The 26,635-nt window shown below is 66.9% G+C and carries 25 protein-coding genes and 1 pseudogene; 12 read left to right on the top strand and 14 right to left on the bottom strand.

What is annotated here, in order from left to right:
• Window positions 1-116 precede the first annotated feature (116 nt).
• From ACRAWB_RS13405 to ACRAWB_RS13395, 3 genes are read left to right on the top strand one after another with little or no spacing between them, the layout of a single operon-like run.
• Window positions 117-1,190, top strand: coding sequence for an alkene reductase (locus ACRAWB_RS13405; RefSeq protein WP_431353765.1), 1,074 nt, complete (start codon window positions 117-119; stop codon window positions 1,188-1,190).
• A complete protein-coding gene (locus ACRAWB_RS13400) occupies window positions 1,187-1,486 on the top strand; it encodes an SDR family NAD(P)-dependent oxidoreductase (RefSeq protein WP_431353764.1) in 300 nt (99 codons plus the stop codon). The genes ACRAWB_RS13405 and ACRAWB_RS13400 overlap by 4 nt, the downstream gene beginning before the upstream one ends.
• Window positions 1,423-2,016, top strand: coding sequence for an SDR family oxidoreductase (locus ACRAWB_RS13395; RefSeq protein ID WP_431353763.1), 594 nt, complete (start codon window positions 1,423-1,425; stop codon window positions 2,014-2,016). The genes ACRAWB_RS13400 and ACRAWB_RS13395 overlap by 64 nt, the downstream gene beginning before the upstream one ends.
• A 29-nt stretch (window positions 2,017-2,045) precedes the next feature.
• Here ACRAWB_RS13395 and dnaB read toward each other — a convergent pair whose 3' ends face one another.
• The 6 genes and pseudogenes from dnaB to ACRAWB_RS13365 form a co-directional block, all read right to left on the bottom strand.
• Window positions 2,046-3,419: a replicative DNA helicase gene (dnaB, locus tag ACRAWB_RS13390; protein WP_363806387.1), complete on the bottom strand. Its 1,374-nt coding sequence runs from the start codon at window positions 3,417-3,419 to the stop codon at window positions 2,046-2,048.
• A gap of 353 nt (window positions 3,420-3,772) precedes the next feature.
• Window positions 3,773-4,225: a 50S ribosomal protein L9 gene (rplI, locus tag ACRAWB_RS13385; RefSeq protein ID WP_064110448.1), complete on the bottom strand. Its 453-nt coding sequence runs from the start codon at window positions 4,223-4,225 to the stop codon at window positions 3,773-3,775.
• Window positions 4,226-4,236: 11 nt separating this feature from the next.
• Entirely contained in the window at window positions 4,237-4,500 is a 264-nt protein-coding gene (rpsR, locus tag ACRAWB_RS13380) for a 30S ribosomal protein S18 (protein ID WP_018189012.1), read from the bottom strand.
• Between the two features lie 81 nt (window positions 4,501-4,581).
• A pseudogene (locus ACRAWB_RS13375) lies at window positions 4,582-5,087 on the bottom strand (single-stranded DNA-binding protein).
• A 4-nt stretch (window positions 5,088-5,091) separates the two neighbouring features.
• Complete coding sequence (gene rpsF, locus ACRAWB_RS13370) at window positions 5,092-5,463, bottom strand: 30S ribosomal protein S6 (protein ID WP_018189014.1); 372 nt, start codon at window positions 5,461-5,463, stop codon at window positions 5,092-5,094.
• Window positions 5,464-5,679: 216 nt separating this feature from the next.
• A complete protein-coding gene (locus tag ACRAWB_RS13365; RefSeq protein WP_431353762.1) occupies window positions 5,680-7,104 on the bottom strand; it encodes a CCA tRNA nucleotidyltransferase in 1,425 nt (474 codons plus the stop codon).
• Between the two features lie 95 nt (window positions 7,105-7,199).
• Here ACRAWB_RS13365 and ACRAWB_RS13360 point away from each other — a divergent pair, with 95 nt between their 5' ends.
• The 6 genes from ACRAWB_RS13360 to ACRAWB_RS13335 all read left to right on the top strand — a co-directional run bounded on the left by ACRAWB_RS13360 (window position 7,200) and on the right by ACRAWB_RS13335 (window position 14,905).
• Window positions 7,200-9,440, top strand: coding sequence for a DUF6049 family protein (locus ACRAWB_RS13360; RefSeq protein ID WP_431353761.1), 2,241 nt, complete (start codon window positions 7,200-7,202; stop codon window positions 9,438-9,440).
• Entirely contained in the window at window positions 9,433-11,040 is a 1,608-nt protein-coding gene (murJ, locus tag ACRAWB_RS13355) for a murein biosynthesis integral membrane protein MurJ (RefSeq protein WP_431353760.1), read from the top strand. Before ACRAWB_RS13360 ends, murJ begins: the two co-directional genes overlap by 8 nt.
• A gap of 82 nt (window positions 11,041-11,122) precedes the next feature.
• Complete coding sequence (gene trxB / locus ACRAWB_RS13350) at window positions 11,123-12,109, top strand: thioredoxin-disulfide reductase (protein ID WP_431353759.1); 987 nt, start codon at window positions 11,123-11,125, stop codon at window positions 12,107-12,109.
• A 14-nt stretch (window positions 12,110-12,123) separates the two neighbouring features.
• Window positions 12,124-12,450 (top strand): thioredoxin, encoded by a 327-nt coding sequence (trxA, locus tag ACRAWB_RS13345; RefSeq protein ID WP_020076187.1) that lies wholly within the window; start codon window positions 12,124-12,126, stop codon window positions 12,448-12,450.
• Window positions 12,451-12,588: 138 nt separating this feature from the next.
• Window positions 12,589-13,914 (top strand): PLP-dependent aminotransferase family protein, encoded by a 1,326-nt coding sequence (locus ACRAWB_RS13340; protein ID WP_431353758.1) that lies wholly within the window; start codon window positions 12,589-12,591, stop codon window positions 13,912-13,914.
• Window positions 13,915-13,948: 34 nt separating this feature from the next.
• Window positions 13,949-14,905: a D-alanine--D-alanine ligase family protein gene (locus ACRAWB_RS13335; protein WP_431353757.1), complete on the top strand. Its 957-nt coding sequence runs from the start codon at window positions 13,949-13,951 to the stop codon at window positions 14,903-14,905.
• Here ACRAWB_RS13335 and ACRAWB_RS13330 read toward each other — a convergent pair whose 3' ends face one another.
• The 8 genes from ACRAWB_RS13330 to rpmH all read right to left on the bottom strand — a co-directional run bounded on the left by ACRAWB_RS13330 (window position 14,906) and on the right by rpmH (window position 22,265).
• Entirely contained in the window at window positions 14,906-15,868 is a 963-nt protein-coding gene (locus ACRAWB_RS13330; protein WP_431353756.1) for a ParB/RepB/Spo0J family partition protein, read from the bottom strand. It abuts the gene before it with no gap.
• Window positions 15,868-16,761 carry a ParA family protein gene (locus ACRAWB_RS13325; RefSeq protein WP_064110456.1) on the bottom strand — a complete coding sequence of 298 codons (894 nt, stop codon included), beginning with the start codon at window positions 16,759-16,761 and terminating at the stop codon, window positions 15,868-15,870. Before ACRAWB_RS13325 ends, ACRAWB_RS13330 begins: the two co-directional genes overlap by 1 nt.
• A gap of 2,414 nt (window positions 16,762-19,175) precedes the next feature.
• Window positions 19,176-19,802 (bottom strand): 16S rRNA (guanine(527)-N(7))-methyltransferase RsmG, encoded by a 627-nt coding sequence (gene rsmG / locus ACRAWB_RS13320; RefSeq protein WP_431353755.1) that lies wholly within the window; start codon window positions 19,800-19,802, stop codon window positions 19,176-19,178.
• Window positions 19,803-19,816: 14 nt separating this feature from the next.
• Complete coding sequence (locus ACRAWB_RS13315; protein ID WP_431353754.1) at window positions 19,817-20,398, bottom strand: protein jag; 582 nt, start codon at window positions 20,396-20,398, stop codon at window positions 19,817-19,819.
• Between the two features lie 13 nt (window positions 20,399-20,411).
• On the bottom strand, window positions 20,412-21,380 hold the full coding sequence (gene yidC / locus ACRAWB_RS13310; protein ID WP_431353753.1) for a membrane protein insertase YidC: 969 nt from the start codon (window positions 21,378-21,380) through the stop codon (window positions 20,412-20,414).
• On the bottom strand, window positions 21,373-21,720 hold the full coding sequence (gene yidD / locus ACRAWB_RS13305) for a membrane protein insertion efficiency factor YidD (RefSeq protein WP_431353752.1): 348 nt from the start codon (window positions 21,718-21,720) through the stop codon (window positions 21,373-21,375). The genes yidC and yidD overlap by 8 nt, the downstream gene beginning before the upstream one ends.
• Window positions 21,623-22,057 (bottom strand): ribonuclease P protein component, encoded by a 435-nt coding sequence (gene rnpA, locus ACRAWB_RS13300; RefSeq protein ID WP_431354518.1) that lies wholly within the window; start codon window positions 22,055-22,057, stop codon window positions 21,623-21,625. Before rnpA ends, yidD begins: the two co-directional genes overlap by 98 nt.
• Before the next feature lie 70 nt (window positions 22,058-22,127).
• Entirely contained in the window at window positions 22,128-22,265 is a 138-nt protein-coding gene (gene rpmH / locus ACRAWB_RS13295; protein WP_064110460.1) for a 50S ribosomal protein L34, read from the bottom strand.
• Between the two features lie 446 nt (window positions 22,266-22,711).
• Between rpmH and dnaA the strand changes: the two genes are divergently transcribed.
• From dnaA to gnd, 3 genes are all read left to right on the top strand, one after another.
• On the top strand, window positions 22,712-24,145 hold the full coding sequence (gene dnaA / locus ACRAWB_RS13290; RefSeq protein ID WP_431353751.1) for a chromosomal replication initiator protein DnaA: 1,434 nt from the start codon (window positions 22,712-22,714) through the stop codon (window positions 24,143-24,145).
• Window positions 24,146-24,559: 414 nt separating this feature from the next.
• Window positions 24,560-25,705, top strand: a complete 1,146-nt coding sequence (gene dnaN / locus ACRAWB_RS13285; protein WP_431353750.1) for a DNA polymerase III subunit beta — start codon at window positions 24,560-24,562, stop codon at window positions 25,703-25,705.
• A 37-nt stretch (window positions 25,706-25,742) separates the two neighbouring features.
• Window positions 25,743-26,630 carry a phosphogluconate dehydrogenase (NAD(+)-dependent, decarboxylating) gene (gene gnd / locus ACRAWB_RS13280; protein WP_431353749.1) on the top strand — a complete coding sequence of 296 codons (888 nt, stop codon included), beginning with the start codon at window positions 25,743-25,745 and terminating at the stop codon, window positions 26,628-26,630.
• The last annotated feature ends 5 nt before the right edge of the window (window positions 26,631-26,635 follow it).

The following is a 26,635-nucleotide window of genomic DNA, read 5'->3' as shown; positions in this document are numbered from 1 at the left end:
GCTCGACGTCGGAATAGTGCGGCCGAGCGTACTGTTCGGCCCAGAGGCCGTTCGGGAGTGCACCTGTCGCATCCGACCGGCCGTCTCGCTTTCCACTACCGAAAGGCATCCTCTCGATGGATCTGTTCTCGCCCGTCTCGCTCGGCGACCTCCACCTTCCCAACCGCGTCGTGATGGCACCGCTCACCCGCACGCGTTCGGGCGACGCAGGCGTCCCGGGTCCGCTGGTGGCGGAGCACTACGCCCAGCGGGCGAGCGTGGGCCTGATCATTTCGGAGGGCACGTATCCGAGCCACGAGTCGCGTGCATACCCCGGACAGCCCGGCATCGTCACCGACGAGCAGATCGCCGCCTGGAGCGCCGTCGCCGACGCCGTGCATCGCAAGGGCGGCCGGATGGTGATGCAGCTCATGCACAGCGGACGCGTCTCGCATCCGTCGATCAACGGCCAGGACCGCGTCGTCGGCCCCAGCGCCGTCGCCATCCACGGTGAGGCCCACGGCCCGAGCGGCAAGGTCGCCTACCCGGTGCCGCACGCGCTCACCACGGAGGAGCTGGCGATCGTGCGCGACGAGTTCGTGACGGCGGCGAAGAACGCGATCGCCGCGGGGCTCGACGGTGTGGAGGTGCACGGTGCCAACGGTTACCTGCTGCACCAGTTCCTCTCGCCGGTGTCGAACGTCCGCGACGACCAGTACGGCGGCAGCCCGGAGGCGCGGGCCCGTTTCGTCGTCGAGGTGACCACGGCGATCGCGGAGGCTGTGGGTGCGGGCCGGGTGGGCATCCGCCTGTCGCCGATGCACAACATCCAGGATGTGTTCGAGACGGACCTCGCTGACGCCACCGCCACCTACGAGGCCGTGGTCGACGGGATCGCACCGCTCGGCCTCGCCTACGTGAGCGTTCTGCACAGCGAGCCCACCGGCGTTCTCGTGCAGGATCTCCGCGAGCGCTTCGGCGGCCCGTTCATCGTCAACAGCGGCTTCGGTTCGGTGACGAGCCGCGACGAGGCGATCGCGCTGGTGGAAGATGCGCACGCGGATGCCGTGGCCGTCGGTCGCCTGGCGATCGCCAACCCGGACCTCGTCGAGCGCTGGAAGGGCGAGCACCCCGAGAACGAGCCCGACGCGTCGACCTTCTACGGCTCCGGCGCCACGGGCTACACCGACTACCCGCGGCTGAGCGCGTGACTGCAGGGTCGCTGGAGGGCCGCGTCGCCATCGTCACGGGTGGCGGCCGGGGGCTGGGTCGGGCGATGACGTACGGCCTGGCCCGCGCCGGTGCGCACGTCGTCATCTCGGCGGCACGTCAGCCGGAAGAGATCCAGGCGGTCGCCGACGACATCAACGCGGCTCTCGGCGCCCAGCGCGTCCTGGCGATGCAGGCGGACGTCACCCGGGAGGGGACTGCCGGCGCTTGGTCGTGGACACTGTCGCCGCGTTCGGGAGCCTCCACATCCTGGTCAACAAGGCCGGGCGCGGCATGAAGTACGTGAGCGACGCGTTCCTGACGGAGCCCACACGCTTCTGGGAGGTCGACAGCGATACGTGGCGGACGATCGTAGACACCAACGTCAACGGTCCCTTCCTCATGGCGAGGGCGGCGGTGCCATATCTGCTGGACCAGGGTTGGGGTCGCATCGTCAACATCACCATGAACCACGACACCATGCGCCGCGCCGGCTTCTCGCCGTACGGTCCGTCGAAAGCCGCGCTCGAATCGGAGACGGTGATCTGGGCTCAGGACCTGGCCGGGACGGGCGTCACGGTCAACGGACTGCTGCCCGGCGGCGCCACCGACACCGGCATGATCCCCGAGGGCGTCTCCGAGGCGGTGCGCACACGTCTGCTTCGGCCCGAGGTGATGGTCGAGCCCCTGCTGTGGCTCGCCTCCGATGCCTCCGCAGCTGTGACCGGCGCCCGCCTGGACGCCGCACGGTGGGACAGCACTCTGCCGCCGGAACAGGCGGCCGCCGCCGCGCTTGAGCAGGCGGGCTGGACGACCCGGTCGCACTGACCGGCCGCTCGGCTGCGGATGCGGATCCTCTAGACCGGCGCCATGTCGGTGAAGCGCGAGTAGTGGCCCTGGAAGGCGACCGTGACCGTGCGGGTGGGGCCGTTTCGGTGCTTGGCGACGATGAGGTCGGCCTCGCCGGCGCGGGGGTTGTCCTTCTCGTAGGCGGACTCGCGGTGGAGCAGGATGACGACGTCGGCGTCCTGCTCGATCGAGCCCGACTCTCGGAGGTCGCTCAGCGCGGGGAGCTTGTCGGCGCGCTGCTCGGGGCCTCGGTTCAGCTGCGACAGCGCGATGACCGGGACCTGGAGCTCCTTCGCGAGCAGCTTGAGGGCTCGCGAGAACTCGCTGACCTCCTGCTGGCGGCTCTCGACGCGCTTGCCGCTCGTCATCAGCTGCAGGTAGTCGATGATGACCATCTTGAGGCCGACGCGCTGCTTGAGACGACGGCACTTGGCGCGGATCTCGACGAGCGTCATGTTGGGGCTGTCGTCGATGTAGAGCGGGGCGTCGTTGATGCGGCCGCGGGTGGAGGCGATAGTCGTCCAGTCGCGGTTGTCGACCGTGCCCTTGCGCATGTTCTGCAGGGGGACGGATGCCTCGGCGGAGAGGAGGCGCATCGCAATCTCGCTGCGCCCCATCTCGAGCGAGAAGAAGATGGTGGGCATGTCGTGCTTGATCGCGGCGGCCCGGGCGAAGTCGAGCGCGAGCGTCGACTTTCCGAGAGCGGGTCGCGCGGCGACGATGACCATCTGGCCGGGGTGAAGGCCGTTCGTGAGCTCGTCCAGTTCGGAGAAGCCGGTGGGGACCCCCGTCATCGAGCCGTCCTTGTGCTTCGCCGCCTCGATCTCGTCGATGGCGACGGTCACCGCCTCGGTGAGCGGGACGTAGTCCTCGGTCTCCTGTGTGCCGGTGACGGAGTAGATCTCGGCCTGGGCGTTGTTCACGAGGTCGAGGACTTCACCCTCGGCCTTGTAGCCCATCTGCGTGATGCGGGTGCCCGCCTCGACCAGGCGGCGGAGGAGCGCCTTCTCGGCGACGATGTTGGCGTAGTAGCCGGCGTTTGCCGCGGTGGGGACGAGGCTGGTGAGGGTGTGCAGGTACTCGGCGCCGCCTGCGCGGGAGAGCTCGCCGATCTTGGTCAGCTCGTCGGTGACGGTGATGACATCGGTCGGCTCGCCGTGCGAGTACAGCGTCAGGATCGCGTCGTAGATGATCTCGTGCTTGGGGATGTAGAAGTCCGTGCCGCGTACGACCTCGACCACATCGGCCACCGCGTCCTTGCTGAGCAGCATGCCGCCGAGGGCGCTCTGCTCAGCGAGCAGGTCGTGCGGAGGGGTGCGCTCGGGAGAGCGGGCTTCGCCCGGGTCACGACCGTCGGCGAGACCGATATGGGCGATCGTCACGTTCTCTCCTCACTGTTCGCACTGGTTCCCTCGACTCATTCTCGGGACGACCTCCGACACCCTATGAACGTCGGTTCACCATCCACAACTCAGCCTGTGGATAAGACTGGGGAAAATCTGCGCGAAACGCCGTGGAGTGTGTGTAGAAGGTGTGTGGAAACCTGTGGACAACAAATGAGCTTGTCCGCATAAATCGCTGTTGACCGGGCTTTTTGATTTCCCCAGGCTGTGTGTAAAAGTTCTTTCGAGCCTGTGTTCAAGCTCTGTACCGGGTGGGGGAACCTGTGCACAAAGTCCCCTTAACGAGAAGTAGCGGCGGGACTCGCCCGCCGCTACACTCGTGCCTATTTGTCTTACTTGGCAGCAACCACCTGCAGGGAGATGACGGCCGAGAGGTCGTCGTGCAGACGCACGGTCGCCTCGTGGTCGCCGACCACCTTGATCGGGTTGGGGAGCTCGATCTTGCGCTTGTCGAGCTCGCCGATGCCGGCCGCCTTCACGGCGTCCGCGACATCGCCGGTCTTGACCGAACCGAACAGACGGCCCTCGCGGCCCGCCTTCACGGTCAGCTTGACGCGGGTGGCCTCGAGCTTCGCCTTGAGGTCTTGAGCCTGCTCGATCGTGTGCAGCTCGCGCGCGGCGCGGGCGGCCTTGATCTGCTCGACCTGCTTCTCGCCACCGCGGGTCCACGCGATCGCGAAGCCTTGAGGGACGAGGTAGTTGCGGGCGTAGCCGTTCTTGACGTCGACGACGTCACCGGCCGAACCGAGGCCGGTGACCTCGTGCGTGAGAATAACCTTCGACATGTCGTTGCTCCTTAGCGGCCAGAGCCGGCGTAGGGGAGGAGCGCCATCTCGCGCGCGTTCTTGACGGCGCGGGCGATGAGGCGCTGCTCCTGGACGGAGACACCGGTGATACGGCGGGCGCGGATCTTTCCACGCTCCGAGATGAACTTGCGCAGGGTGGCGACGTCCTTGTAGTCAATGACGCCCACGCGAACGGACTTCGCGGGAGCGGCGTTCTTGCCGTCCTTGCCCTTGCGGATCGGCTTGCGGCGGTCGCCGCTCGACTTTCCAGCCATGGTTTCCTTTGCTTTCCGCCCGTCCGATGCTGTCACCGGCGGGCTGATGATGTGTGCCCCTCTGCGGAGAGGCGAGTCTCGTTAGAAGGGGGTCTCGTCGTTGTAGGAGCCCGGAGTGTTCCAGACATCCGCACCGGCGGACGGGTCCGCCGGAGCCGACGCGGCCCACGGCTCCTCGACAGCGGGCGCACCGCCGCCGAAGCCGCCCGGACGACCGCCGGAGGACTGGGCGCGGGTGACCTGCGCGGTGGCGTAACGCAGCGACGGGCCGATCTCGTCGATCTCGAGCTCGATGCTGGTGCGCTTCTCGCCTTCCTTCGTCTCGTAGGAGCGCTGCTTCAGGCGGCCCTGCGCGATGACGCGCGACCCCTTCGTCAGCGAACCAGCGACGTGCTCCGCGAACTCGCGCCAGACGCTGGCGCGGAGGAACAGAGCCTCGCCGTCCTTCCACTCGTTCGCCTGACGGTCGAACGTGCGGGGGTGGACGCGATGGTGAAGTTGGCGACTGCCAGCCCGTTCTGCGTGTAACGCAGCTCGGGGTCGGCCGTGAGGTTGCCCACCACGGTGATGACGGTCTCGCCGGCCATGGGACTAGGCGCCGGCCTTCTCGGAGGTGGCGGCCTTGCGGGCGGCCTTCTCGTCGGCACGCTTCTGAGCGGCGGCGACCTGAGCGATCGCCTCCTCGGCGCGGAGGACCTTGGTGCGCATGACGGCCTCGCTGAGCTTCAGCTGGCGGTCGAGCTCCTTCGTGGTGTCGCCCTCAGCGGTGAGCTGGACGACGGCGTAGATGCCCTCGGACTTCTTGTTGATCTCGTAGGCCAGGCGACGACGTCCCCAGATGTCGACGTTGTCGATCGTTCCGCCGTCGTTGCGAACCACGTTGAGGAACTTGTCAAGGCTCGGAGCCACGGTGCGCTCATCGATCTCGGGATCGAGGATGACCATCAACTCGTACTGATGCATGACTAACCCACCTCCTCTGGTCTCAGCGGCTGCAGACGTTCTGCAGCAGGAGGGTGTCATAGACGCGCCCAGGGCAGGCTTCCGCCCGGGCAACTTATCAAGGGTAACGGATGTGTCGGTCATGCTCCAACTCTCGCCGGGGCAGACCGCGCCGGAGACGGTCGCCGGAAATCTGTGGATAACGGGGAGGCAGCCCCACCTGTGGACAGGCGCGGCTCAGCGCGACTGCCACCACGCGAGCAGGCGACGCGTGGCCTCCTCCTCGCCGACCGGCCCTTCGTCGAGGCGGAGCTCGAGCAGGAACTTCATCGCCTGCCCCACCTCTCTTCCCGGCCGCAGACCCAGGATGCTCATCACCTGTTCGCCGTTGAGGTCGGGCCGGACGGCATCCAGCTCCTCCTGCTCCTGCAGCTCGCGGATGCGCGATTCCAGGTCGTCGTAGGCGAACCCGAGCCGGTCGGCCTTCCGGCGGTTGCGCGTCGTGACGTCGGCGCGGGTGAGCATGTGCAGGCGCTCCAGCTGGGGCCCGGCGTCGCGGACGTAGCGCCGCACCGCGGAGTCGGTCCAGGCGGCGTCGGCGTAGCCGAAGAACCGCAGGTGCAGCTCGATCAGGCGGGCGACCGCGTCGATAGTGGCCTTGTCGAAGCGCAGCGCGGTGAGACGCTTCTTCGCGAGCTTCGCGCCGACGACGTCGTGGTGATAGAAGCTGACGGCGCCGCCCGGCTCGAAGCGCCGAGTGGCCGGCTTCCCGATGTCGTGCAGAATGGCGGCCAGGCGGAGGACGACGTCGGGCGCCTCTCCCGGATGCCGCTCCTTCTCGTATCCGATCGCCTGGTCGAGCACGGTGAGGCTGTGCTGGTAGACGTCCTTGTGGTGGTGGTGCTCGTCGGCCTCCAGCCGCAGGGCTGGGATCTCGGGGATCACGAGCTCGGCGAGACCGCTCTCGACCAGCAGCTCCAGTCCGGCCCGCGGCTCGTCCGCCATCAGCAGCTTGCCGAACTCGTCGCGGATGCGCTCCGCGCTCACGATCTCCATTCGGTCGGCCATCGCCGCCATTGCCTCACGCGTCTCCTCGTCCACGGCGAAACCGAGTTGGGCCGTGAAGCGCGCGGCGCGCATCATCCGCAGCGGGTCGTCACCGAAGGAGATCTGCGGAGTGCTCGGCGTGCGCAGAACCTCGGCGATGAGATCTTCGACACCGCCCGACGGGTCGACGAGTCGCACCTCGGGGAGCCGCAGGGCGAGTGCGTTGACGGTGAAGTCGCGACGCATCAGGTCGCCTTCCAGCGTGTCGCCGAACTCCACCTCGGGTTTGCGGGTGGTGCCGTCGTAACTGTCGCTGCGGTACGTCGTGATCTCGACCGTGTCGTCGCCGAGACGCGCGCCGATCGTCCCGAACTGGCGACCGACGTCCCACACGGCGTCGGCGATGGGGGAGACGATGCGCAGGATGTCGTCGGGCCGCGCATCCGTCGTGAAGTCGAGGTCGTGCACCGGACGGCCCAGGAGCGCATCCCGAACCGGTCCGCCGACCAGGGCCAGCTCGTGCCCGGCGGCCGCGAAGGCGTCGGCGAGACGGGCGACCGACGGCGTACGAGCGAGGTCGCCGAGGCGTTCGAGGGATTCGGCGACGCTCTGCATGGTGCCCCAGTTTAACGGCCCCGCTCGCCGGCCTCTCAGGGGGTGGCCTCTACAATCGTCGTCATGGAGGCCGAGTCGGGATCGCGCGTCGACGCATGAGCGCAGCCTCCTCCACCCTCCGCGGGGGTGCGTCGTTCCGCGCCCGTGTCCGCCTGCTCGCCGCCACTCTGGCCGTCGGCGCACTGGCGACGCTCACCGCCGTGACGGGCTCGCCCCTGCCGGGGACGGCCGCGACGCCGAGTCCGACTCCTGCGCCCTCCGTCTCCGCTTCGGGCTCCGCCCTGACCGCGACACTCACGGCCGACGACGGGGGAGTGATCACCGCCGGCAAGGACCTCGGTGTCTCGATCACGGTCTCCAATCCGACCGACACGGCCTACACCTCCGGCTCGGTCAGCCTGTGGATCGACCCGACTCCGCAGGAGGGCCGAAAGGCGCTGGCGACCTGGCTCGCGTCGACGGACAAGCCGGCGGACGCGGTCCCTGTCGGCCAGGCGCAGCTCAACACCCTCGAACCGGGCTCGAGCACGGTGATGCGGGTCACCGTCCCCGCCGCCTCCCTCCCCTTCTCGACCCGCACATCCTCTGCGGTGTTCGGGATGGGCGCGACCGTGCGGGCAGGACAGGCGGATGCCGAGCCGCGCGGCTCCGTCGTCTGGTACCCGGGTGGGACCGCGACGCAGTCGAGCATCAACGTCGCCCTCCCGATCGTCACGCCCTCCGGCTCGGACGGCCTCATCGCCGCCGACGACCTCGCCACCTATACGGCGCCGAACGGCATCCTCACCCGGGAGCTCGACGGTCTGGTCGGCCACACCACGGTGACCGTGGGCATCGATCCGATGATCATCGCGTCCATCCGGGTGCTCGGGAACGCCGCTCCGGCGAGCGCGCTGGATTGGCTGACCCGCCTGTCGGAGCTGCCCAACGACACCTTCTCTCTCGGTTACGCGGATGCGGACACCGTAGGGCAGATCCAGGCCGGGCTTCCCGCGCCGCTGGCGCCCACCTCGCTCGCGTACGCGATCGACCCCAAGAACTTCACGCCAGCGCCGACTCCCGTCGGTGAGCCGTCCACGGCGAGCCCGACGCCCACTCCTCACACGACCGGTTCGCCGACGCCCTCGCCGACGGCGACGCCGGGTCCTGTGCTCCCCGACCTGAAGGCGCTGCTCGCCTGGGACTACACGCTCACCGGGATCACCTGGCCGGGCGACAAGACGGTCCGCCGCGCCGACCTCGCTCCGCTGGCGGCTGCCGGACTCACGACGACGATCGTGTCCGGCAACAACACGAACGCATCCGACCTGGCGACGACGCCCTCCGCGCCCGTCGGCGGTGGCAATGACCGCATCCTCGCATCGGATCAGGCCCTCAGCGACGCCCTGGCGCAGGCCGTCTCCGCGCCGAGCGACATCGCCTGGAACTCGGCGATGACGAAGGTCAACGCCCAGCTGGAGCTGATCAGCCAGGAGTCCGGCGACGCGCGGCGCCTGCTCGTCGCCCTCGACCGCTCCTGGCCGTCGAGCGGCACGCAGCTGGAGCGGACGCTGAACGCCCTGTTCTCGTCCCCCTGGTCGGCGCCTGCCTCGTTCTCGTCGGTGGCGCAGGCCCCTGCGAGCGCCGGTCTCGATCTGGTGGATGCCCCCGAGTCGGCCGACCGTGTCGCGGGCATCCGGGCGCTGGTGCAGGACGAGGGATCGCTCGGCCAGTTCGCCACGGTGCTGGACGACCCGACGCGGCTCACCGGCCGCACCCGGGCCGAGCTGCTATCGCTACTCGCGGTGTCGTGGCAGAACCCGCGGGCGGACTGGCCCGCGGCGGTGGCGGCCTCCCGGAAGGCGACGGTGGCCACCCTCCACTCGATCCACATCCTGCCCACCGAGAACGTCAACCTGGTGAGCGCTCAGGGTTCCATCCCGTTCACGGTGAGCAACGAGCTGCCCGACGACGCGGCGACCATCGTGCTGACCGCCTCACCGTCGAACAGCCGCCTCGAGGTCGACCAGTCGACGACCAAACGGATCCTCAAGGATTCCCGCGCGACGGTCCTCATCCCGGTGAAGGCCAAGGTCGGCAACGGCCAGGTCGTGCTCTCGCTGCAGCTCTACAGCCCGACCGGGGTGCCGATCGGCGACCCGACGTCCGTGACAGTGGACGTGCACGCCGACTGGGAGGGCATCGGCGCGCTGATCTTCGGCATCCTGCTCGTCCTTCTGTTCGGCTTCGGGATCGTGCGCAACATCCTGCGTCGGCGGTCGAAGAGCACTGAGGACGGGGACGCAAAGACCGATGAGACCGATGAGACCGCCGATCGTGAGGCGACCGATGGCTAGCGTCGGCCGCGCCAGCGCGCTCCTCGCCTCCGGCACGCTGGTCTCGCGGCTCCTCGGCTTCGCCAAGGCGTGGCTCCTGGTCCAGGCGATCGGCGTCGTCTCGTTCGCCGCGAACGCCTACGGCACGGCCACCGCCATCCCGAACAGCCTCTACGCGATCATCGCCCAGGGCATCCTCAACGCCATCCTGGTGCCGCAGATCGTGCGCGCCTCGGTCAACCCCGACGGCGGTCGCGCGTACATCAACAAGCTCGTGACGCTCGGGATGGTCGTCTTCGCGGGTGTCGCTCTCGTCGCGACCTTCCTGGCGCCTGTTCTCGTCGCGCTGTTCGGTGTGCCTGAGTCCCAGCGCGCGCTGGCGACGGCGTTCGCCTACTGGTCGCTTCCGCAGATCTTCTTCCTCGGCCTCTACACGCTGCTCGGTGAAGTGCTCAATGCACGCAAGTCCTTCGGCCCGTTCACCTGGGCGCCGGTCGTCAACAACATCGTCGCCATCGTCATGCTGGTGGCCTTCATCCTGGCCTTCGGGGCCTTCGCGACCGGTAACTCCCATAGCCAGTGGTCGTTCGGGATGATCGCCCTCCTCGCGGGAGGGGCGACCCTCGGCATCGCGGCCCAGGCGCTCATCCTGTTCGTCTTCTGGCGCCGTGTCGGGCTGCGGTTCCGCTTCGACTTCGGCTGGCGGGGCGTCGATCTCGGCACCGCAGGCAAGGCGGCCGGCTGGACGTTCGCCATGCTGATCGCGACGCAGGTCGCAGGCGTCATCGAACTGAACGTCTCGAACTCCGCGGGCGCCGCGTACGCCGGCTCCTTCGCCATGCAGAACGCGTGGCTCATCTTCATGCTGCCGCACGGCATCATCGCCGTCTCGATCGTCACGGCCTTCTACACGCGGATGGCCGAGCATGCGCACCGCGGGTCCGTCCAGGACTTCCGCCAGGACTTCTCGTCCGCCGCCCGAACGATCATGTTCCTGATCGTGTTCTCGTCCGCGGCCCTCATCGTCACCGCGTACCCGATCGCGCGTGTGTTCACCTCGGACTACCAGGCCATGGGCCTCGTCCTCATCGCCTACCTCGTCGGGCTGGTGCCGTTCTCCCTGGTCTTCATGGCCCAGCGTGCGTTCTACTCCCTCGGCGACACGCGGACGCCGTTCCTGTTCACGCTCGCGCAGGTCGCTGTCATCGTCGTCGGTGTGCTGCTCTGCTTCCTCGTTCCGCCGGAGACGCGCGCCGCCTCGGTCGCGCTGGTCGTCTCCCTCGCCAGCGTCGTGCAGGCGGTGCTCGCGTTCGCGCTGCTGCGGCGGCGGACCGGGGGAGTGGACGGCACCCGCATCCTCGGATCGCTGTGGCGCTTCGTGCTCGCCGGCCTCGCGTCCATCGCCGCCGGCGCCGGGTTCCTCCTCATCCTCGGCGGCGTTAGCCATGGCGCCTTCCCGGTCAGCGGCCCGATCTCCGCGATCATCGCGACGGCGGTCATCGGCGTAGTCATGCTGGTGGTGTACGTGGGCTTCCTCGTCATCCTCCGCTCGCCCGACCTCGAGGCCGGTCTCGCGCCCATCCTGAGCCGCCTCGGAGGGCGCACTCGCGCGTCCAGGTGACACGGAATAGCATCCGCCTAGGATGTGTTCTACACGTCGACACCTCCAGACGAAGGTGTCAGGACAGATCAGGAGTTCCGCTGTGCGGCAGATCATCATCATCGGTTCCGGCCCTGCCGGTTACACCGCGGCCATCTACGCGGCCCGCGCCAACCTCAAGCCGCTGCTGATCGCCTCCTCCGTCGAGGCCGGCGGCGAGCTCATGAACACCACCGAGGTCGAGAACTTCCCGGGCTTCCCCGAGGCGGTCATGGGACCGGACCTCATGTTCAAGATGCAGGCGCAGGCCGAGAAGTTCGGCACCGAGATCGTCCTCGACGACGTCGTGTCGGTCGACCTGACCGGCGAGGTCAAGAAGGTCACCCTCGGCTCCGGCGCGGTGCACGAGGCGCTGGCCGTGATCTTCGCGACCGGTTCGGCCTACCGCAAGCTGGGTCTGGCCGACGAGGAGCGACTGTCCGGACACGGCGTCTCCTGGTGCGCCACCTGCGACGGGTTCTTCTTCCGCCAGCGCACGATCGCCGTGGTCGGCGGCGGCGACTCGGCGATGGAGGAGGCCACCTTCCTGACGCGCTTCGCAGACAAGGTGTACATCATCCACCGCCGTGACAGCCTCCGCGCCTCCAAGATCATGCAGGACCGCGCGTTCGCCAACGACAAGATCGAGTTCATCTGGAACTCCGAGGTCATCGGCATCGGCGGCGACGAGCAGGTGCAGGATGTGAAGCTCCGCAACCTGGTCACCGGCGAGGAGAGCGAGCTGCACCTGCAGGGTCTCTTCATCGCGATCGGCAACGACCCGCGCGTCCATCTGGTCCACGGTCAGCTCGACCTGACCCCGGAGGGTACGATCGCCGTTCAGGGCCGCACCTCGAAGACCAACCTGCCGGGCGTCTTCGCCGCGGGCGACGTCATCGACCCCACCTACCGCCAGGCGGTCACCGCCGCGGCGTCCGGTACGGTCGCCGCGCTCGACGCGGAGCACTACCTGACCACACTCCCTAAGAACTTGCTCGACAGCGCAGCGGATGGCGCGTCGGGTGACCTCGAACTCACGACCACCGCATAAGGAGAAACAAGACAATGTCAGCAGCACGTTCGGTCACGGACTCCAGCTTCGAGCAGGACGTCCTCAACAGCGAGAAGACCATCCTCGTGGACTTCTGGGCTGAGTGGTGCGGTCCGTGTCGCGCCGTCGGCCCGATCCTCGACCAGATCGCCTCCGAGCACGCCGACAAGATCGAGATCGTCAAGCTCAACGTGGACGAGAACCCGCAGACCGCTGCGAAGTACCAGATCACCTCCATCCCCGCGATGAAGGTCTACCAGGGTGGCGAGGTCGTCAAGACCGTCATCGGCGCCAAGCCGAAGCCCGCCCTCGAGGCCGACCTGGCCGCCTACCTCGCGTAGCGCGACCCGTCCTCTTCAGACCCGTCCGGCGCTCACCCGCCGGGCGGGTCTTTTTCGTACCCGCTGACGGTCACCGATTTTCCCGCCGGTGCACCGCCCCCATAGCATTGCTGAACGGCAGAGAAACGGAATCCACACGTGATCGAACAGGGGACCTCGCAGCAGCGGGGCAACAATCTGGACCCGTGGTACAACCACTACGCGCAGCGCACCAGCGGCCTGGCCGCCAGTGAGGTCCGAGCCCTGTTCGCCGTCGCCAGCCGCCCCGAGGTGGTCTCGCTGGCCGGCGGCATGCCGTACGTCTCCGCCCTCCCGCAAGACCTGGTGGTCGGAGCGATGGATCGGGTCATGCGCGAGCAGGGGGCCGTCGCGCTGCAGTACGGCTCCGGGCAGGGCGTTCCGGCCCTTCGCGAGCAGATCCTGGACGTTATGGCGCTCGAAGGTATCAGCGGCAGCGCCGACGACGTCATCGTGACGACCGGCTCGCAGCACGCGCTGGAGCTGTTCAGCAAGCTCTTCCTCGACCCGGGGGATGTCGTCCTCGCCGAGGGTCCGAGCTACGTGACCGCCATGGTCATCTTCAAGTCCTACCAGGCGGAGGTCGACCACGTCCCCTCTGACGAGCACGGCCTCATCCCGGAGGCGCTGCGGGAGCACATCGCCCGTCTCAAGGCCGCAGGGCGCACCCTCAAGTTCCTCTACACGGTGCCGACGTTCCACAACCCGGCCGGCGTGACCCTCACCTGGGAACGCCGCCTCGAGATCCTGGAGATCGCGCGCCAGAACGACATCCTCGTCCTGGAGGACAACCCGTACGGGCTCCTGTACTTCGACGAGAAGCCACCGGCGGCCATGCGCTCGGTCGAGAAGGACGGCGTCGTTTACCTGGGCACGTTCTCGAAGACGCTCGCCCCCGGCTTCCGGGTCGGCTGGGCGCTCGCCCCGCATGCCATCCGCGAGAAGCTGATCCTCGCCAACGAGGCGGCGGTCCTGAGCCCGAGCTCGTTCAGTCAGCTCGTGATCTCGCAGTACCTCAGCGACGCCGACTGGAAGGGGCAGATCGATACCTTCCGCGGCGTCTACCGCGAGCGCAAGGAGGCGATGGTCTCGGCGCTGTCGGAGCACCTGCCCGAGCTGAGTTGGACCAACCCCAACGGCGGGTTCTACGTGTGGGTCACCCTGCCTCCGCACCTCGACTCCAAGGCGATGCTTCCGCGCGCCGTCACCGAGCTGGTGGCGTACACGCCCGGCACCGCGTTCTTCGCCGATGGATCGGGCGCCCAGAACATCCGACTGTCGTTCTGCTACCCGACCCCGGAGAACATCCGGGTCGGGGTCCGGCGGCTCGCCAACGTGATCGGCGGGGAGCAGGACCTGCTGGACACCTTCGCCGGCACCGGCCCGCTGGACGCCTCGCGGCGTCGCAGCCGCACCAGCGCCAACCCTCCCACCGATCTTCGCTGACGAGCCGGTCCTTAGCGCCGAGAAAGGCCTGATCATGGCACAAAATGACGTACTGGAGATCGTCGTTCTCGCTGGCGGCATCTCGCATGAGAGGGATGTCTCTCTGCGCAGCGGGCGCCGGGTCGCGGACGGCCTGAATGCGCTGGGCCACCGGGTTTCCCTGCGCGACCCGGATGCGTCCTTGCTCGCGTTCCTGGATGAGAGCCGCCCCGACGTGGTGTGGCCGGCGTTGCACGGAGCGAGTGGTGAGGACGGCGCTCTTCGTGGGCTCCTAGAGCTGACCGGCGTACCGTTCGTCGGTTCGCGCGCGGCCGCCTCCCGCCTCGCGTGGTCGAAGCCGACCGCGAAGACCATCGTGGAGCGAGCCGGCGTGCCCACTCCGGCGTCGGTGACTCTTCCGCAGGAGACCTTCCGCGAGCTCGGTGCCGGCAGTGTGCTCGAGACCGTGCTCGCCGGGTTGACCCTTCCCGTCGTGGTCAAGCCGGCGCAGGGCGGCTCTGCCCAGGGCGTCACGATCGTCACGGCTGCGGAGGAGCTTCCGCGGGCGATGGTCGACGCGTACACCTACGCTGATGTCGCCCTGATCGAGCAGAAGGTCGACGGAGTAGAGGTGTCTGCGGCCGTGGTCGACACCGGGGACGGACCGTCCGCGCTGCCGGCGGTCGAGATCGAGCCGGTCGAGGGCGCGTACACGTTCGACGCGCGGTACAACGCGGGGGAGACCCGGTTCTACGTGCCCGCTCGCCTGGACTCGCGAGTCTCCGAAGCTGCCGCGCAGGCCGCTGTCGACGCTCACATCGCGCTGGGCCTGCGGCATCTGTCCCGTATCGACCTCATCGTCGACGCGGAGGGGACGCCGTGGTTCCTCGAAGCGAACGTCCTTCCCGGGCTCACCGAGACGTCGATCATGCCTCAGGCGATCACCGCGTCCGGTCGCGAACCGGGCGACGTCTACGCCGCGCTGGCTCTCGCAGCGATCGCCGACGCCTGATCAGCTGTAGCTCGGCTGGCCGATCTCCTCGAGGATGCGGTTGAGGTCCTGGATCGTGGCGAAATCCACCACGATCTGGCCTTTTCTAGCTCCCAAGGTGATCTTCACGCGCGTGTTGAGGCGGTCGCCGAGGGTGCCGGCGATCTCATCCAGGTGTCCGCGGTGGCGACCGGCTGTCGCCTTCTGGCGGGCCGGCTTCGGCGTCTTGCTCGCTGCCGCCTCCGCCTGTCGCACCGACAGGTCCTCGTTGACGATCTTGTCCGCGAGCCGGATCATCGCCTCGTGGTCGTCGCCGAGCGACAGGATCGCCCGCGCGTGACCCGCGCTGAGCACGCCGGCGGCGACGCGGGCCTGGACGACGGCGGGCAGCTTGAGGAGGCGGATCGTATTGGTGATCTGCGGGCGCGAGCGGCCGATCCGGGTGGCGAGCTCTTCCTGCGTGATGCCGAAGTCGGCGAGCAGCTGCTGGTAGGCGGACGCCTCTTCAAGCGGGTTCAGCTGGCTGCGGTGCAGGTTCTCGAGCAGCGCATCCCGGAGCATGTCCTCATCGGCGGTGTCCTTGACGACCGCCGGGATGCTGTCGAGGCCCAGCTCCTTCGTCGCGCGCAGGCGCCGTTCGCCCATGATGAGCTCGTAGCGCCCCGGCTCGTCGGAGATCGGGCGCACCACGACCGGCTGCAGCACGCCGACCTCGCGGATGCTCGCGACCAGCTCGTCGAGTGCTTCGCGGTCGAACTCGGCGCGCGGCTGCGCGCGGTTCGGGACGATGTCGTCGGGGGAGAGGCTGGCAAGGCGGGCGCCGGGTACGGCGACCAGGTCATCCTCGCGCTCTGCAACGGCGGTAGCGGTCCCCATCCCCGCCGAGTTGTCGGGGAAGAACACGTCCACCGGCCGGCTGGCCTGGTCGCTGGTGGGGATGAGGGCGCCGATGCCTCGGCCCAGTCCGGTGCGCTTCGCTGCCATTAGCGGGGTACTCCTCTGCGTGCGATCTCCGCGGCCGCTTCCATGTAGGAGAGAGAACCGCTGGAGTTGGTGTCGTAGCTGATGACGCTCTGTCCGTAGCTCGGGGCCTCGGAGATACGGACCGAACGGGGGATGATCGTGTCGAGCACTTCGTTGGGGAAGTGCTCCCGCACGTCGGCCGCCACCTGGTGAGCCAGGTTCGTGCGCGAGTCGTACATCGTCAGAAGGATGGTCGAGACCCGCAGCTTCGGATTCAGGTGCCGCTCGATCAGCTGGATGTTCTTGAGAAGCTGGCTCAGGCCTTCGAGCGCGTAGTACTCGCACTGGATCGGGATGAGCACTTCGGTCGCCGCGACGAACGCGTTGATCGTGAGCAGCCCGAGCGACGGGGGGCAGTCGATGAGAACGTAGTCGATGTCGTACTCGTCCAGGAAGCGTCCGAGCGCACGCGAAAGTCGCTGTTCACGCGCGACCATCGACACCAGCTCGATCTCAGCGCCCGCGAGATCGATGGTGGCGGGGATGACGAACAGTCCATCGAACTCGGGGCTCTTCTGAATGACCTCTTCGAGTTCCCGGTCGTTCACGACCACGTCGTAGACGCTCGGCGTGCCCTCGCGGTGTTCCACACTGAGTGCCGTGGATGCGTTCCCCTGCGGATCGAGGTCGATCACCAGAACGCGCGCACCCGACTTCGCCAGGGCTGCGCTGAGGTTGACGACGGTGGTCGTCTTCCCGACGCCGCCTTTCTGGTTGGAGATGGTGAAGATGCGCGTCTTCGAGGGAAGTGGGAGGGTCGTTGCAGCGATCGCCTGCCGCCGGCGCGCGAGATCCTGAATCTCCTGAGCGAGGGGAGTGGTCCCGTCGAATGCCACCGGCGTCTCCGTCTCCATCTCGCTCCCGATCTCACCTACTCCGCCGCGGTCGTCGGCGTGGGGTTGTTTCACGTGAAACCTCGTCGCTCCTTGGTGCTTCGCACCGGCTCTGGGTCGGTCGTTCGGCACACCCGCAGCGCAACCGATGTTCAACTCTAACCCGGGCATCCGACGCTTCTTTACACGGCGCGCGATGCGTGTGGGGTGCGGGGAGGAACTGTGGTGTTTCACGTGAAACGAGCCGGGTCGATCCGCGGAGGTCGGTGTCCTGCGGGGTCTGGGCCGACACGAAGTCGATCACGCGAGAGGAAGGGCGAGTCCGTCGGTGGCCCCGTCGGATATGTGAGGCCGGAGCCGCCCGATATCCCGACTCGCCTCAATCGCGGCCCAGCCACTGGGTCCACTGTGGGCTCATGCCTTCTGCGTCCGGCTTCGCGTGAATGTCGCTTGGCGTGGTCGGGACACTGCCGCGCGTCCCGCACTACAGCTTGGAGCGTTTCACGTTAAACAGGAGTGTTGGCGGTGCGGGCGGCGGGTTGCGATGAGGGAAGCACGTGGTCGATCGACCTCCACCTCCAGCGCGGTTATCGTCATCACTCGGGCCCGCAGCATCGTTGCAGCCAGGTACCCGAGCCGCCTCGTTTCAGGTGAGACACCCCGCCTCCCAGGGCGGAAGTAGGGAAGCGCGGAGCTTGCCGCTTCCGGCTCCTTCGGTGAGTCCGGCTCACTCCCTAGGGCTTACCGCCCACGCCTTCCGACCGCCGGCCCACAGTCGCGACGCGTGATTCAGGACGGGAGTGTTCCAGGGCAGTGCTGGCACCCTGGATAGGTGAAGTCTGCGGGCCGGTGCCTCAGATGACTGGCGTTCGGTGGGTAACCATTCACCTGAACCGCGGTCGCTGTGGTCAGTGGGGCGAAGGTGGGTCACCCATAGCCTCGGTCCAGGCGGGAAGGCTGCGCTGAGAATCGTGTGCGCTGCCGCGGGGGAGCCTTATCGCCGCGTGGATACCCCTCAGGCAGGCGTCGCCCTAGGACGCCTGCGCTAAAGTCGTCTTGGCGGGTCCAAGCGACCGCGTTTCACGTGAAACGACATCCTCCCGGCCGGCGGGGTAATGATCCTGGGAGTGTGGGGTCGCGTCCGATCATTGGGGGATATTGACCTTCAGGGCTGCGTCCTCTGAAGGCGATCACTGGTCGATCCAGCCGCGGCACATGCACGGGCCCGCGCGGCATGACGCTCGCGTCTCCTATGACATGCGGCTGAGTCGTGCCCTGGTTTGATCTTTGTGCGCCGATGCCGAGACCGCTGTACCTCCCAGTAATCTCCTTGGCACGAACCCGGGCGTGAGCCGGGGAACGGCAGGCATGCTGCAGGTCAGCACCTTTTGGACCGGCTGCGCCTCGTGGTGCGGTCATGACTTGCCGGGGGAGTCGCTGCCGACCGACGCGTTTGCCGGGAGCGGCGGTTGCGGCAGATTCCTGGCCGTAATCGCGCGGGACGGGCGAGCTCTATGTCCCTTCGAAGGACCGCCGCGGGATGTGGCGCTTCTCGCCAGCGTTTCACGTGAAACGACACCCCGGGTCTGCTTCCGCGACCGCTCCCACATCCCGAGGCGTGATCGGACCCGGACAGATGCGTTTCACGTGGAACTAGCGCACGTCGAGTTACCCAGTCGACACCCGGGGCGCAGCGTGTCACAGGATTGGCGCGGAGCGATCCGGTCGATCGACGGGCCTAACGGGGACGTTCTGCGCAATGGTCGCGACGTCGGGGTGAGCTCCCGTCGCCGGTAGAGGCGCAATAACCTATCGGACCCGGCCTCGGGAGAGCGCCGTTTCACGTGAGACGGTGAGTATCGACGTATGCCGGATCCGCGCAGCCCAGCCCCAAGATCCACATACCGACGCCGGCCGACCTTCGTGTACCCGTGGCAACCTCGTCGACCGCGTGCATGCCGGACCGCAAACTGCGCCCCGATCATCGCAATGGACAGCTCACGGCGACGGTGGCTGCGGTCTTCATTGGAAAGGAACCGACTGTGACCACCGGAGTCGTTGGAACCCGAGGGCAGAATAATCGGGCGCGAACACGATCGTTGCCGCGATTCTCAAGGCTAGCTGTTTGGCGCACCACCGCTTTCAAAAGCCCGCATCCGAGGAGCGCATATCCGCCCGCGAAGGTCTGATTGTCAGTTGTGGAAGGCAAAGCCAACCGTCGTGGTCATAGCTATCGCCAGCGTGTCGGTCCAGCCATGGCCGAGTGGTCCTCCTCCGCGGCGAGTTACCCGAATCCGTCCACCTCCACCGTCGGAAGGCCCTTCTTCTCCGCACTCGCACGACTTGCATCGACGCTTAGAACGTCTCTCAGCGAACAGAACTCACCGCTTCGGCGTCAGGAGCGGCACCCTAAGCGCCGTTCTCCGAGTCGGGATCTACCGAACAGTCGCCCGAATAACCCTCGTGACCTCGTCCAGCACACCTTCGCCGAGGGTCAACACCTCGATGTCGTGCACCTTGAACTTGCGGATCTCCTTAGTCGCGGCTTCCACCTCGGCCGGCGCGCCGGCGCCCTTCATGAGCACGAGTTCTCCGCCGTCCCTCAGCAGGGGAGCGGTCAGCGGGAGGAGTTTCCGGAAGGCGCTCACCGCGCGGGCGGTCACCTGGTCGAGGGGCGACGCGAGGCGGACGTCCTCGGCGCGCGCTCGAACCACTTCCACGTTGTCGAGACCGAGGTCGCCGACCTGTTCGCTCAGCCAGGCGATGCGACGCTCCATCGGCTCGATCAGAACGAACGAGACATCGGGTCGCGCGATGGCGAGCACCAGCCCGGGGAGGCCTGCTCCACTGCCGACGTCGCCGACCAGACCGGGCCGCAGAAGGGGAGCGACGATCGCGCAGTTCAGGATGTGACGAGACCACAGACGCGGGAGTTCAAGCGGTCCGATGAGGCCGCGCTCCTCGCCCTGATCGGCGAGGTTCTGCGTGAAGCGGCGGGCGACCTCGATGCGGTCGCCGAAGAGAGCAGCGGCTGCGGCAGGCTCGGTTTCGACGTCTGTCACTGTTTCACGTGAAACTACGCGGCTGTGATGACGGTGTGGCGGTCGCGGCCCTCGCCGCGCGAGTTGGAGACGTAACCCCGCTCGGAGACGATGTCGTGGACGAGCTTGCGCTCATACGACGACATCGGCGGGAGGGCTGCCTCGGCAGCACCCTCGTCCAGCTTGGCGATCGAACGGTCGACCAGAATGCCGAGCTCGGCCTGGCGCGCATCGCGCGAGCCGGCAATGTCAAGGATGAGTCGCGAGTACCCGCCGGTCTGGTTCTGGACCGCCAGGCGGGTCAGCTCCTGCAGGGCCGCAACGGTGTCCGCCTTCGCCAGGAGTGACAGGTTGGTGCCATCCTCGGCGTTCACCGAGATGTAGGCGCGGCCGTTACGGGTGTCGATGTCGATGTCACCGTCGATGTCGGCGATGTCGAGCAGTTCCTCGATGTAGTCGGCCGCGATGTCGCCCTCGCGGTCGAGATCCGCCGGCTCAGCGGACTCCGCATCTTCCGAAACCACGGCATCCACAGAGTTGGAGACGTCCTCCGCGTCCACAGCGTCCGTGCCGGTCAGGTCGGCGGGCTCGGGGGAGGAGGTCTGAAGGTCGGTCATCGGTGCGCGGTCCTTACTTTCCTGCTTGCTTCTTGGCGCGCGTCTTGCTCACGGGCTGAACGCGCTGCGTCGGCTGCTTCTTGGGCTGCTCTTCGACGGTGAGCACCGTCGCGCCATCCGCCTGAACCAGCTTGCCCTTCTTGGCCAGACGGGCCTCGCGGGCCTTGGCCGCGTCCGATCCGGGGGTCGGCATGTTGCGGATGACCAGGAACTGCTGACCCATGGTCCACAGGTTCGAGGTGAGCCAGTAGAACATGACGCCGAGCGGGAAGGCGAAGCCGGAGAAGAGGAAGACGAAGGGGAGCAGGTACAGCAGGATGCGCTGCTGCTTGAACTGCGGGCTCGCCTTGGTCTCCGGCGACATGTTCTTGGACACGATCTGCAGCTGCGTGAGGAACTGCGAGCCGGTCATCAGAATAACCATAACGGCCGCGATGATCATGACGGCGACCTGCGGCGGGTTGGCGTTCATCGCGCCCTGGAAGCTCTGGTGCAGGGGAGCGACGCCGAACAGGGTGGCGTTGCCGAACTGCTGGGCGAGCTCTTCGTTGAGCGGGCCGACACCGGCGTGGCCGCTCTGCGCTCCGTTGAGCACCTGGAACAGCGAGAAGAACACCGGCATCTGCAGAAGCAGGGGGAGGCACGAGCTCAGCGGGTTCGTACCCGTCTTCTTGTACAGCTCCATGGTCTCGCGCGACATGGCCTCGCGGGAGAACTGGTCCTTCTTGCCCTTGTACTTGTCCTGGATCTTCTTCAGCTGCGGCGCGATCTCCAGCATCCGTCGCTGGTTCTTGATCTGCCGAACGAAGATCGGGATGAGTGCCGCGCGGACGACGACCGTCAGGCCGACGATCGCGAGAACCCAGGTGATGCCGGCCGCGGGGTCGAGACCCATCTGGGTGAACAGCCAATGGAAGGCGACGAGGATCAGCTCCACGACCCATTTGATGGGCCAGAGGACGATTCCGATGAGATCAGGCATGACGCGTTGCTAAGCCCTTCGATGGCTGGTGAGACGAGAGGTGGCCTGTCGGCACGACGAAACCGAACGGAGTGACCCGGTACCGCTGCTTCCTGGCCGGCGGGACGTCGTCGACTCCGCCCGCTGCCCACGGATGGCAGCGGAGGATCCGACGGATCCCCAAGTACGACCCCACCACGACACCGTGCTGCTGGATGGCCTGCAGTGCATAGGACGAGCAGGACGGGTAGTACCGGCAGACGTCACCGTAGAGCGGGGAGATCACGGCCCGATACGCGCGCAGCAGGAGAACCGCGGCGTTCCGCGGCGCAAGGAGCACTGCTGCGATCGCGGTGTTCATGGACGGACGCTGCCCTTACTGAGATGACTGCGGCTGGTGAAACGGGCCGAGGCCCGGGAGAGCTCTTCGTGCAGGCTAGCCCACGGCGCTTGTACGGAGGCTGGCAATGCACGCACGACCACATCCAGGCCGGCCGACTGCGACTCCGCCGGTGCGAACCGGGGAGCAGGTCGTAGGCCGCGGCCTTCAGCCGGCGCCGGATGAGGTTGCGCGTGACGGCATTGCCGACCGCCTTGCTCACGATGAAGCCGAACCGCACGGTGTCGGAGTCGGGATTGGGGCGGATGTACGTCAAAGTGCTCGCTCCGGAGAAGCGAGCACCACGACGAACGGTCACCCGATAGTCCGCCCCCCGCGTGATGCGATTGGCTTTCGCGAGCACCGAGTGGCCCCCTGCCGGAAGAGGATCAGGCGGAGAGCTTGGTGCGGCCCTTGCTGCGGCGCGCGGACAGGATGGCACGGCCGGCACGGGTGCGCATGCGGAGGCGGAAACCGTGGGTCTTCGCGCGCTTGCGGTTGTTCGGCTGGAACGTTCTCTTGCTCATATCTATCTCCGTGGGTGATCTCTTCGCAGGCCTGTGCTGAGATGGGATGCCAGCACGGGGACCAGGAAAGTTTGAGGGCAGCCGCAATGGCTGCAAGTCAACTGATTAAAACTACGGCCTCACAATGGATGAGGTCAAACCGATCGACTCAAATCCACTGATTATGCACGGTATTGGCAGGGAAGCGATGTCCGACGCGCCGACGTATGCCGCGGATCGGATTTGATCGAGCTTCTGTGGACAAGTTACCGTGAGGTCGAAAGTTATCCCCAGGCCATGCCAATTCTGGCCGGAGATCGCTACGGTATTGCTCACACAGCGGTGGATAACTCTGTGAATACCCACCGGCGGCATCCGAAGCCGCCAACCCGACGAGAGTCACCGGGGGTCGACTCGTCCCCACGTCGGGCTGACGGCATCCGCAAAACAGACGAAGACGGGGAACGATGGCAGGCAGCGAAGAGCCCATAGCTGCGGCATGGCAGGACGTGCTCGGAAAGCTCGAGACGGACGATCGGATCACCCCGCAGCTCTACGGGTTCCTCAGCCTGGTCGAGCCGAAGGGCATCATGGCCGGCACCTTCTATCTGGAGGTGCCCAATGAGTTCACGCGCGGGATGATCGAGCAGCGCAGCCGGCTTCCCCTCCTGAACGCCATCAGCGGACTCGACGACGCCCTGGCGGTCAACACGTTCGCGATCGTCGTCAACCCGGAGATCCAGCAGGAGTCGATGAGCGCGTCGGTCGAGCCGGAGTCCGCCCCCGCCTATGTCGAGCAGGTCGCCCCGCCGCTGGTCAGCCAGCCCGCGCCCGAGATCACCGCGCCTCCGCGCGGCGGCGACACCCGCCTCAACTCCAAGTACAGCTTCGACAACTTCGTCATCGGACAGTCCAACCGCTTCGCGCACGCCGCGGCGGTCGCGGTCGCCGAGGCGCCGGCGAAGGCCTACAACCCGCTGTTCATCTACGGCGACTCCGGGCTCGGCAAGACGCACCTCCTCCACGCCATCGGCCACTACGCGATGAGCCTGTACCCGGGGATCCGCGTCCGATACGTGTCGAGCGAGGAGTTCACCAACGACTTCATCAACTCGATCGCCAACAACCGCGGCTCGTCCTTCCAGGCGCGGTATCGGAACATCGACATCCTGCTGATCGACGACATCCAGTTCCTGCAGCGGGCGGTGGAGACGCAGGAGGCGTTCTTCCACACCTTCAACACGCTCCACGACCACAACAAGCAGGTGGTCATCACCTCCGACCTGCCGCCGAAGATGCTCACCGGGTTCGAGGACCGCATGCGGTCGCGCTTCGAGTGGGGCCTCATCACCGACGTGCAGGTACCCGACCTCGAGACCCGCATCGCGATCCTCCGCAAGAAGGCGCAGAGCGAGAAGATCCAGGTTCCGGACGACATCCTCGAATTCATGGCGACGAAGGTGTCGAGCAACATCCGGGAGCTCGAGGGTACGCTGATCCGCGTCACGGCCTTCGCCAGCCTCAACCGCACCCCGGTCGACATGCCGCTGGTGCAGACGGTGCTCAAGGACCTGATCACGCTGGACGACGACAACGTCATCGCGCCGACGGACATCATCACGAACACCGCCGAGTACTTCAAGCTCAGCGTCGACGACCTCTACGGCTCCAGCCGCTCGCAAGCCGTGGCCACCGCCCGGCAGATCGCTATGTACCTCTGTCGTGAGCTGACGAACCTGTCGCTGCCGAAGATCGGCCAGCTGTTCGGCGGCCGCGATCACACCACGGTCATGTACGCGAACAAGAAGATCAGCGAGCTCATGAAGGAGCGGCGCTCCATCTACAACCAGGTCACCGAGCTGACCAGCCGGATCAAGCAGAACCACCGCTACGGCAAGTAGGCGCGCCGTCCGGTTAGCGCATCACTTATCCACAAATCCATCCCCAGAGTGGGGACAATTCGTTATTAACACGTGTGGATAACTTGTGGAGAGCTTCCGGACAACGGGGCCGTTAATGGGGACGACGATCGACGTCCTGTGAATTGCACCGCCTCGGCGCCATCCCGCCCCTCGCCTGTCAACAGGCGGAATCCTCAGGTCATCAACAAGTCACCGGGCTGTGGTTCCCAGTGTTCGCCTGGCATCAACAGAGTTATCCACATTTTCCACAGCGGTTAACACGATTACTCTTTAACTCTTCTCATAGAGGGGCAGACGACAACCTTCGGGGGTCGAGCGCACCGCCGCCTCGCCGTCACAGGCCAGGCGCTAGGATTTGTCACGTCCGACCGTCAACCCGCCAGAGGAGACTTCGTGAAGTTCCAAGCCAATCGGGATGTGTTCAGCGAGGCCGTCTCCTTCGCGGTGAAGCTCCTTCCGCAGCGGACGACCCTCCCCATCCTGAGCGGTGTGCTAATCGAGACGACGGACAACGGACTCCAGCTGTCGTCCTTCGACTACGAGGTGTCGGCACAGACCGAGATCGCGGCGGAGGTCGAAGAGCCGGGTCGCGTGCTCGTCTCGGGCCGGCTTCTGGCGGAGATCGCCTCCAAGCTTCCGAACGCGCCCGTGCGGTTCTCGACCGAGGAATCGAAGATCGTGGTGCGCGCGGGATCGGCGAACTTCACGCTGCTCTCCATGCCTGTCGAGGAATACCCGAGCATTCCGCAGGTGAGCGGAGAAGCGGGACTCGTTCCCGCCGAGGAATTCGCCGAAGCGGTCGCTCAGGTGGGCGTCGCCGCCTCCCGCGACGACGTCACACCGGTCATCACCGGCGTGCAGCTCGAGGTGGGTAACAACACCCTCGGCCTCGTGGCGACCGACCGCTACCGGGTCGCCGTGCGCGAGATCGATTGGGACAACGGCACCACCTCCGGCGAGCCGGTGACCGCACTGGTCCCCGCCCGCACGTTGACTGAGATCGGCAAGACCTTCGGGCACAGCGGGAACGTGTCCATCTCGATCACGAACCGCGACGACCGCGAGCTGATCGCGTTCACCGCCGACCGCAAGACCGTCACCTCGCTGCTGATCAAGGGCAACTTCCCGCCGGTGCGCCGGCTGTTCCCCGAGCAGGTCGACAACTACGCGGTGATCAACACCGCCGAGCTCATCGAGGCGACCCGCCGCGTCGCCCTCGTGCTGGAGCGCGAGGCTGCGCTCCGCTACACCTTCACCGCCGACGGGCTGACGCTGGAAGCGATCGGCTCCGAGCAGGCGCAGGCTTCCGAGAGCATCGACGCTCTTCTCACTGGCCAGGAGACGGTGGTTTCATTGAAGCCGCAGTTCCTGCTGGACGGTCTGGGGGCGGTGCACTCGGAATTCGTGCGCATCTCCTTCACCAAGACCGAGAACCCCAACAAGCCGGGCCCTGTGCTCATCACGAGCCAGACCTCGAAGGACCAGGCAGGAGCGGATTCCTACAAGTACCTGCTCCAGCCGAACCTGCTCCTCCGCTGACCCGGCGCCGGTACGAGGAAAGAAGAGAAGGACAATCATGCACATCGGCCTCATCGGTCTCGGACGCATGGGCAACAACATGCGTGCCCGTCTCGAGAAGAACGGCATCGACGTCACCGGATACGACACGAACCCGGACGTCTCCGACGTTCCCACCGTGGCCGACCTGGTCGCCGCCCTCCCCGCGCCCCGCACGGTGTGGGTCATGGTGCCCGCCGGCGAGATCACCGACTCGGTCATCCGGGAGCTCGAGCCGCTGCTCGAGAAGGGCGACCTGGTCATCGACGGCGGCAACTCGAAGTTCACCGAGGACTTCAAGCACGCCGAGCTCCTTGCGCCGAAGGGCGTCGACTTCATGGACGTCGGGGTCTCCGGCGGCATCTGGGGTCTCGAGAACGGCTACGGCCTGATGGTCGGCGGCTCCGCGGATCAGGTCCAGCGTGTGATGCCGGTCTTCGACGCGCTGCGTCCGGAGGGTCCGCGCGACGAGGGCTTCGTCCACGTCGGCGAGGTCGGCGCCGGGCACTACGCCAAGATGGTGCACAACGGCATCGAGTACGCCCTCATGCAGGCCTATGCCGAGGGTTATGAACTGCTCGACACCCGCAAGGACATCATCAAGGACGTCACCGGCACCTTCAAGGCGTGGCAGCGCGGCACGGTCGTGCGCTCCTGGCTGCTCGACCTGCTGGTGCGCGCGCTCGAGCAGGACCCGGAGTTCGAGCACATCGAGGGTTACGTGCAGGACTCGGGCGAGGGTCGATGGACCGTCGAGGAGGCGCTGAACAACGCCGTCCCCGTGCCGACGATCAGCGCCTCGATCTTCGCGCGCTTCGTCTCCCGCCAGGAGGACTCGCCCGCGATGAAGGCCGTCGCCGCTCTGCGCAACCAGTTCGGCGGTCACGCCGTGAAGGCCGTGGACTGAAACCT

Origin of the sequence: Leifsonia poae, assembly GCF_050632865.1 — a bacterium.
Taxonomy (GTDB): Bacteria; Actinomycetota; Actinomycetes; order Actinomycetales; family Microbacteriaceae; genus Leifsonia; species Leifsonia poae_B.
Note: the sequence above shows the minus strand (reverse complement) of the source record. Positions and strands in the feature narration are given on the sequence as shown.

Excerpts from the sequence above, each read along its gene's own strand:
- dnaA (WP_431353751.1), top strand. The coding sequence starts at position 22,712 with ATGGCAGGCAGCGAAGAGCCCATAGCTGCGGCATGGCAGGACGTGCTC.
- yidD (WP_431353752.1), bottom strand. The coding sequence starts at position 21,720 with ATGAACACCGCGATCGCAGCAGTGCTCCTTGCGCCGCGGAACGCCGCG.
- ACRAWB_RS13325 (WP_064110456.1), bottom strand. The coding sequence starts at position 16,761 with ATGGAGACGGAGACGCCGGTGGCATTCGACGGGACCACTCCCCTCGCT.
- ACRAWB_RS13360 (WP_431353761.1), top strand. The coding sequence starts at position 7,200 with ATGAGCGCAGCCTCCTCCACCCTCCGCGGGGGTGCGTCGTTCCGCGCC.
- rpsR (WP_018189012.1), bottom strand. The coding sequence starts at position 4,500 with ATGGCTGGAAAGTCGAGCGGCGACCGCCGCAAGCCGATCCGCAAGGGC.
- rpmH (WP_064110460.1), bottom strand. The coding sequence starts at position 22,265 with ATGAGCAAGAGAACGTTCCAGCCGAACAACCGCAAGCGCGCGAAGACC.
- yidC (WP_431353753.1), bottom strand. The coding sequence starts at position 21,380 with ATGCCTGATCTCATCGGAATCGTCCTCTGGCCCATCAAATGGGTCGTG.
- ACRAWB_RS13335 (WP_431353757.1), top strand. The coding sequence starts at position 13,949 with ATGGCACAAAATGACGTACTGGAGATCGTCGTTCTCGCTGGCGGCATC.
- rplI (WP_064110448.1), bottom strand. The coding sequence starts at position 4,225 with ATGTCGAAGGTTATTCTCACGCACGAGGTCACCGGCCTCGGTTCGGCC.
- ACRAWB_RS13405 (WP_431353765.1), top strand. The coding sequence starts at position 117 with ATGGATCTGTTCTCGCCCGTCTCGCTCGGCGACCTCCACCTTCCCAAC.
- murJ (WP_431353760.1), top strand. The coding sequence starts at position 9,433 with ATGGCTAGCGTCGGCCGCGCCAGCGCGCTCCTCGCCTCCGGCACGCTG.
- ACRAWB_RS13330 (WP_431353756.1), bottom strand. The coding sequence starts at position 15,868 with ATGGCAGCGAAGCGCACCGGACTGGGCCGAGGCATCGGCGCCCTCATC.
- ACRAWB_RS13315 (WP_431353754.1), bottom strand. The coding sequence starts at position 20,398 with ATGACCGACCTTCAGACCTCCTCCCCCGAGCCCGCCGACCTGACCGGC.
- gnd (WP_431353749.1), top strand. The coding sequence starts at position 25,743 with ATGCACATCGGCCTCATCGGTCTCGGACGCATGGGCAACAACATGCGT.
- rpsF (WP_018189014.1), bottom strand. The coding sequence starts at position 5,463 with ATGCATCAGTACGAGTTGATGGTCATCCTCGATCCCGAGATCGATGAG.
- trxA (WP_020076187.1), top strand. The coding sequence starts at position 12,124 with ATGTCAGCAGCACGTTCGGTCACGGACTCCAGCTTCGAGCAGGACGTC.
- ACRAWB_RS13365 (WP_431353762.1), bottom strand. The coding sequence starts at position 7,104 with ATGCAGAGCGTCGCCGAATCCCTCGAACGCCTCGGCGACCTCGCTCGT.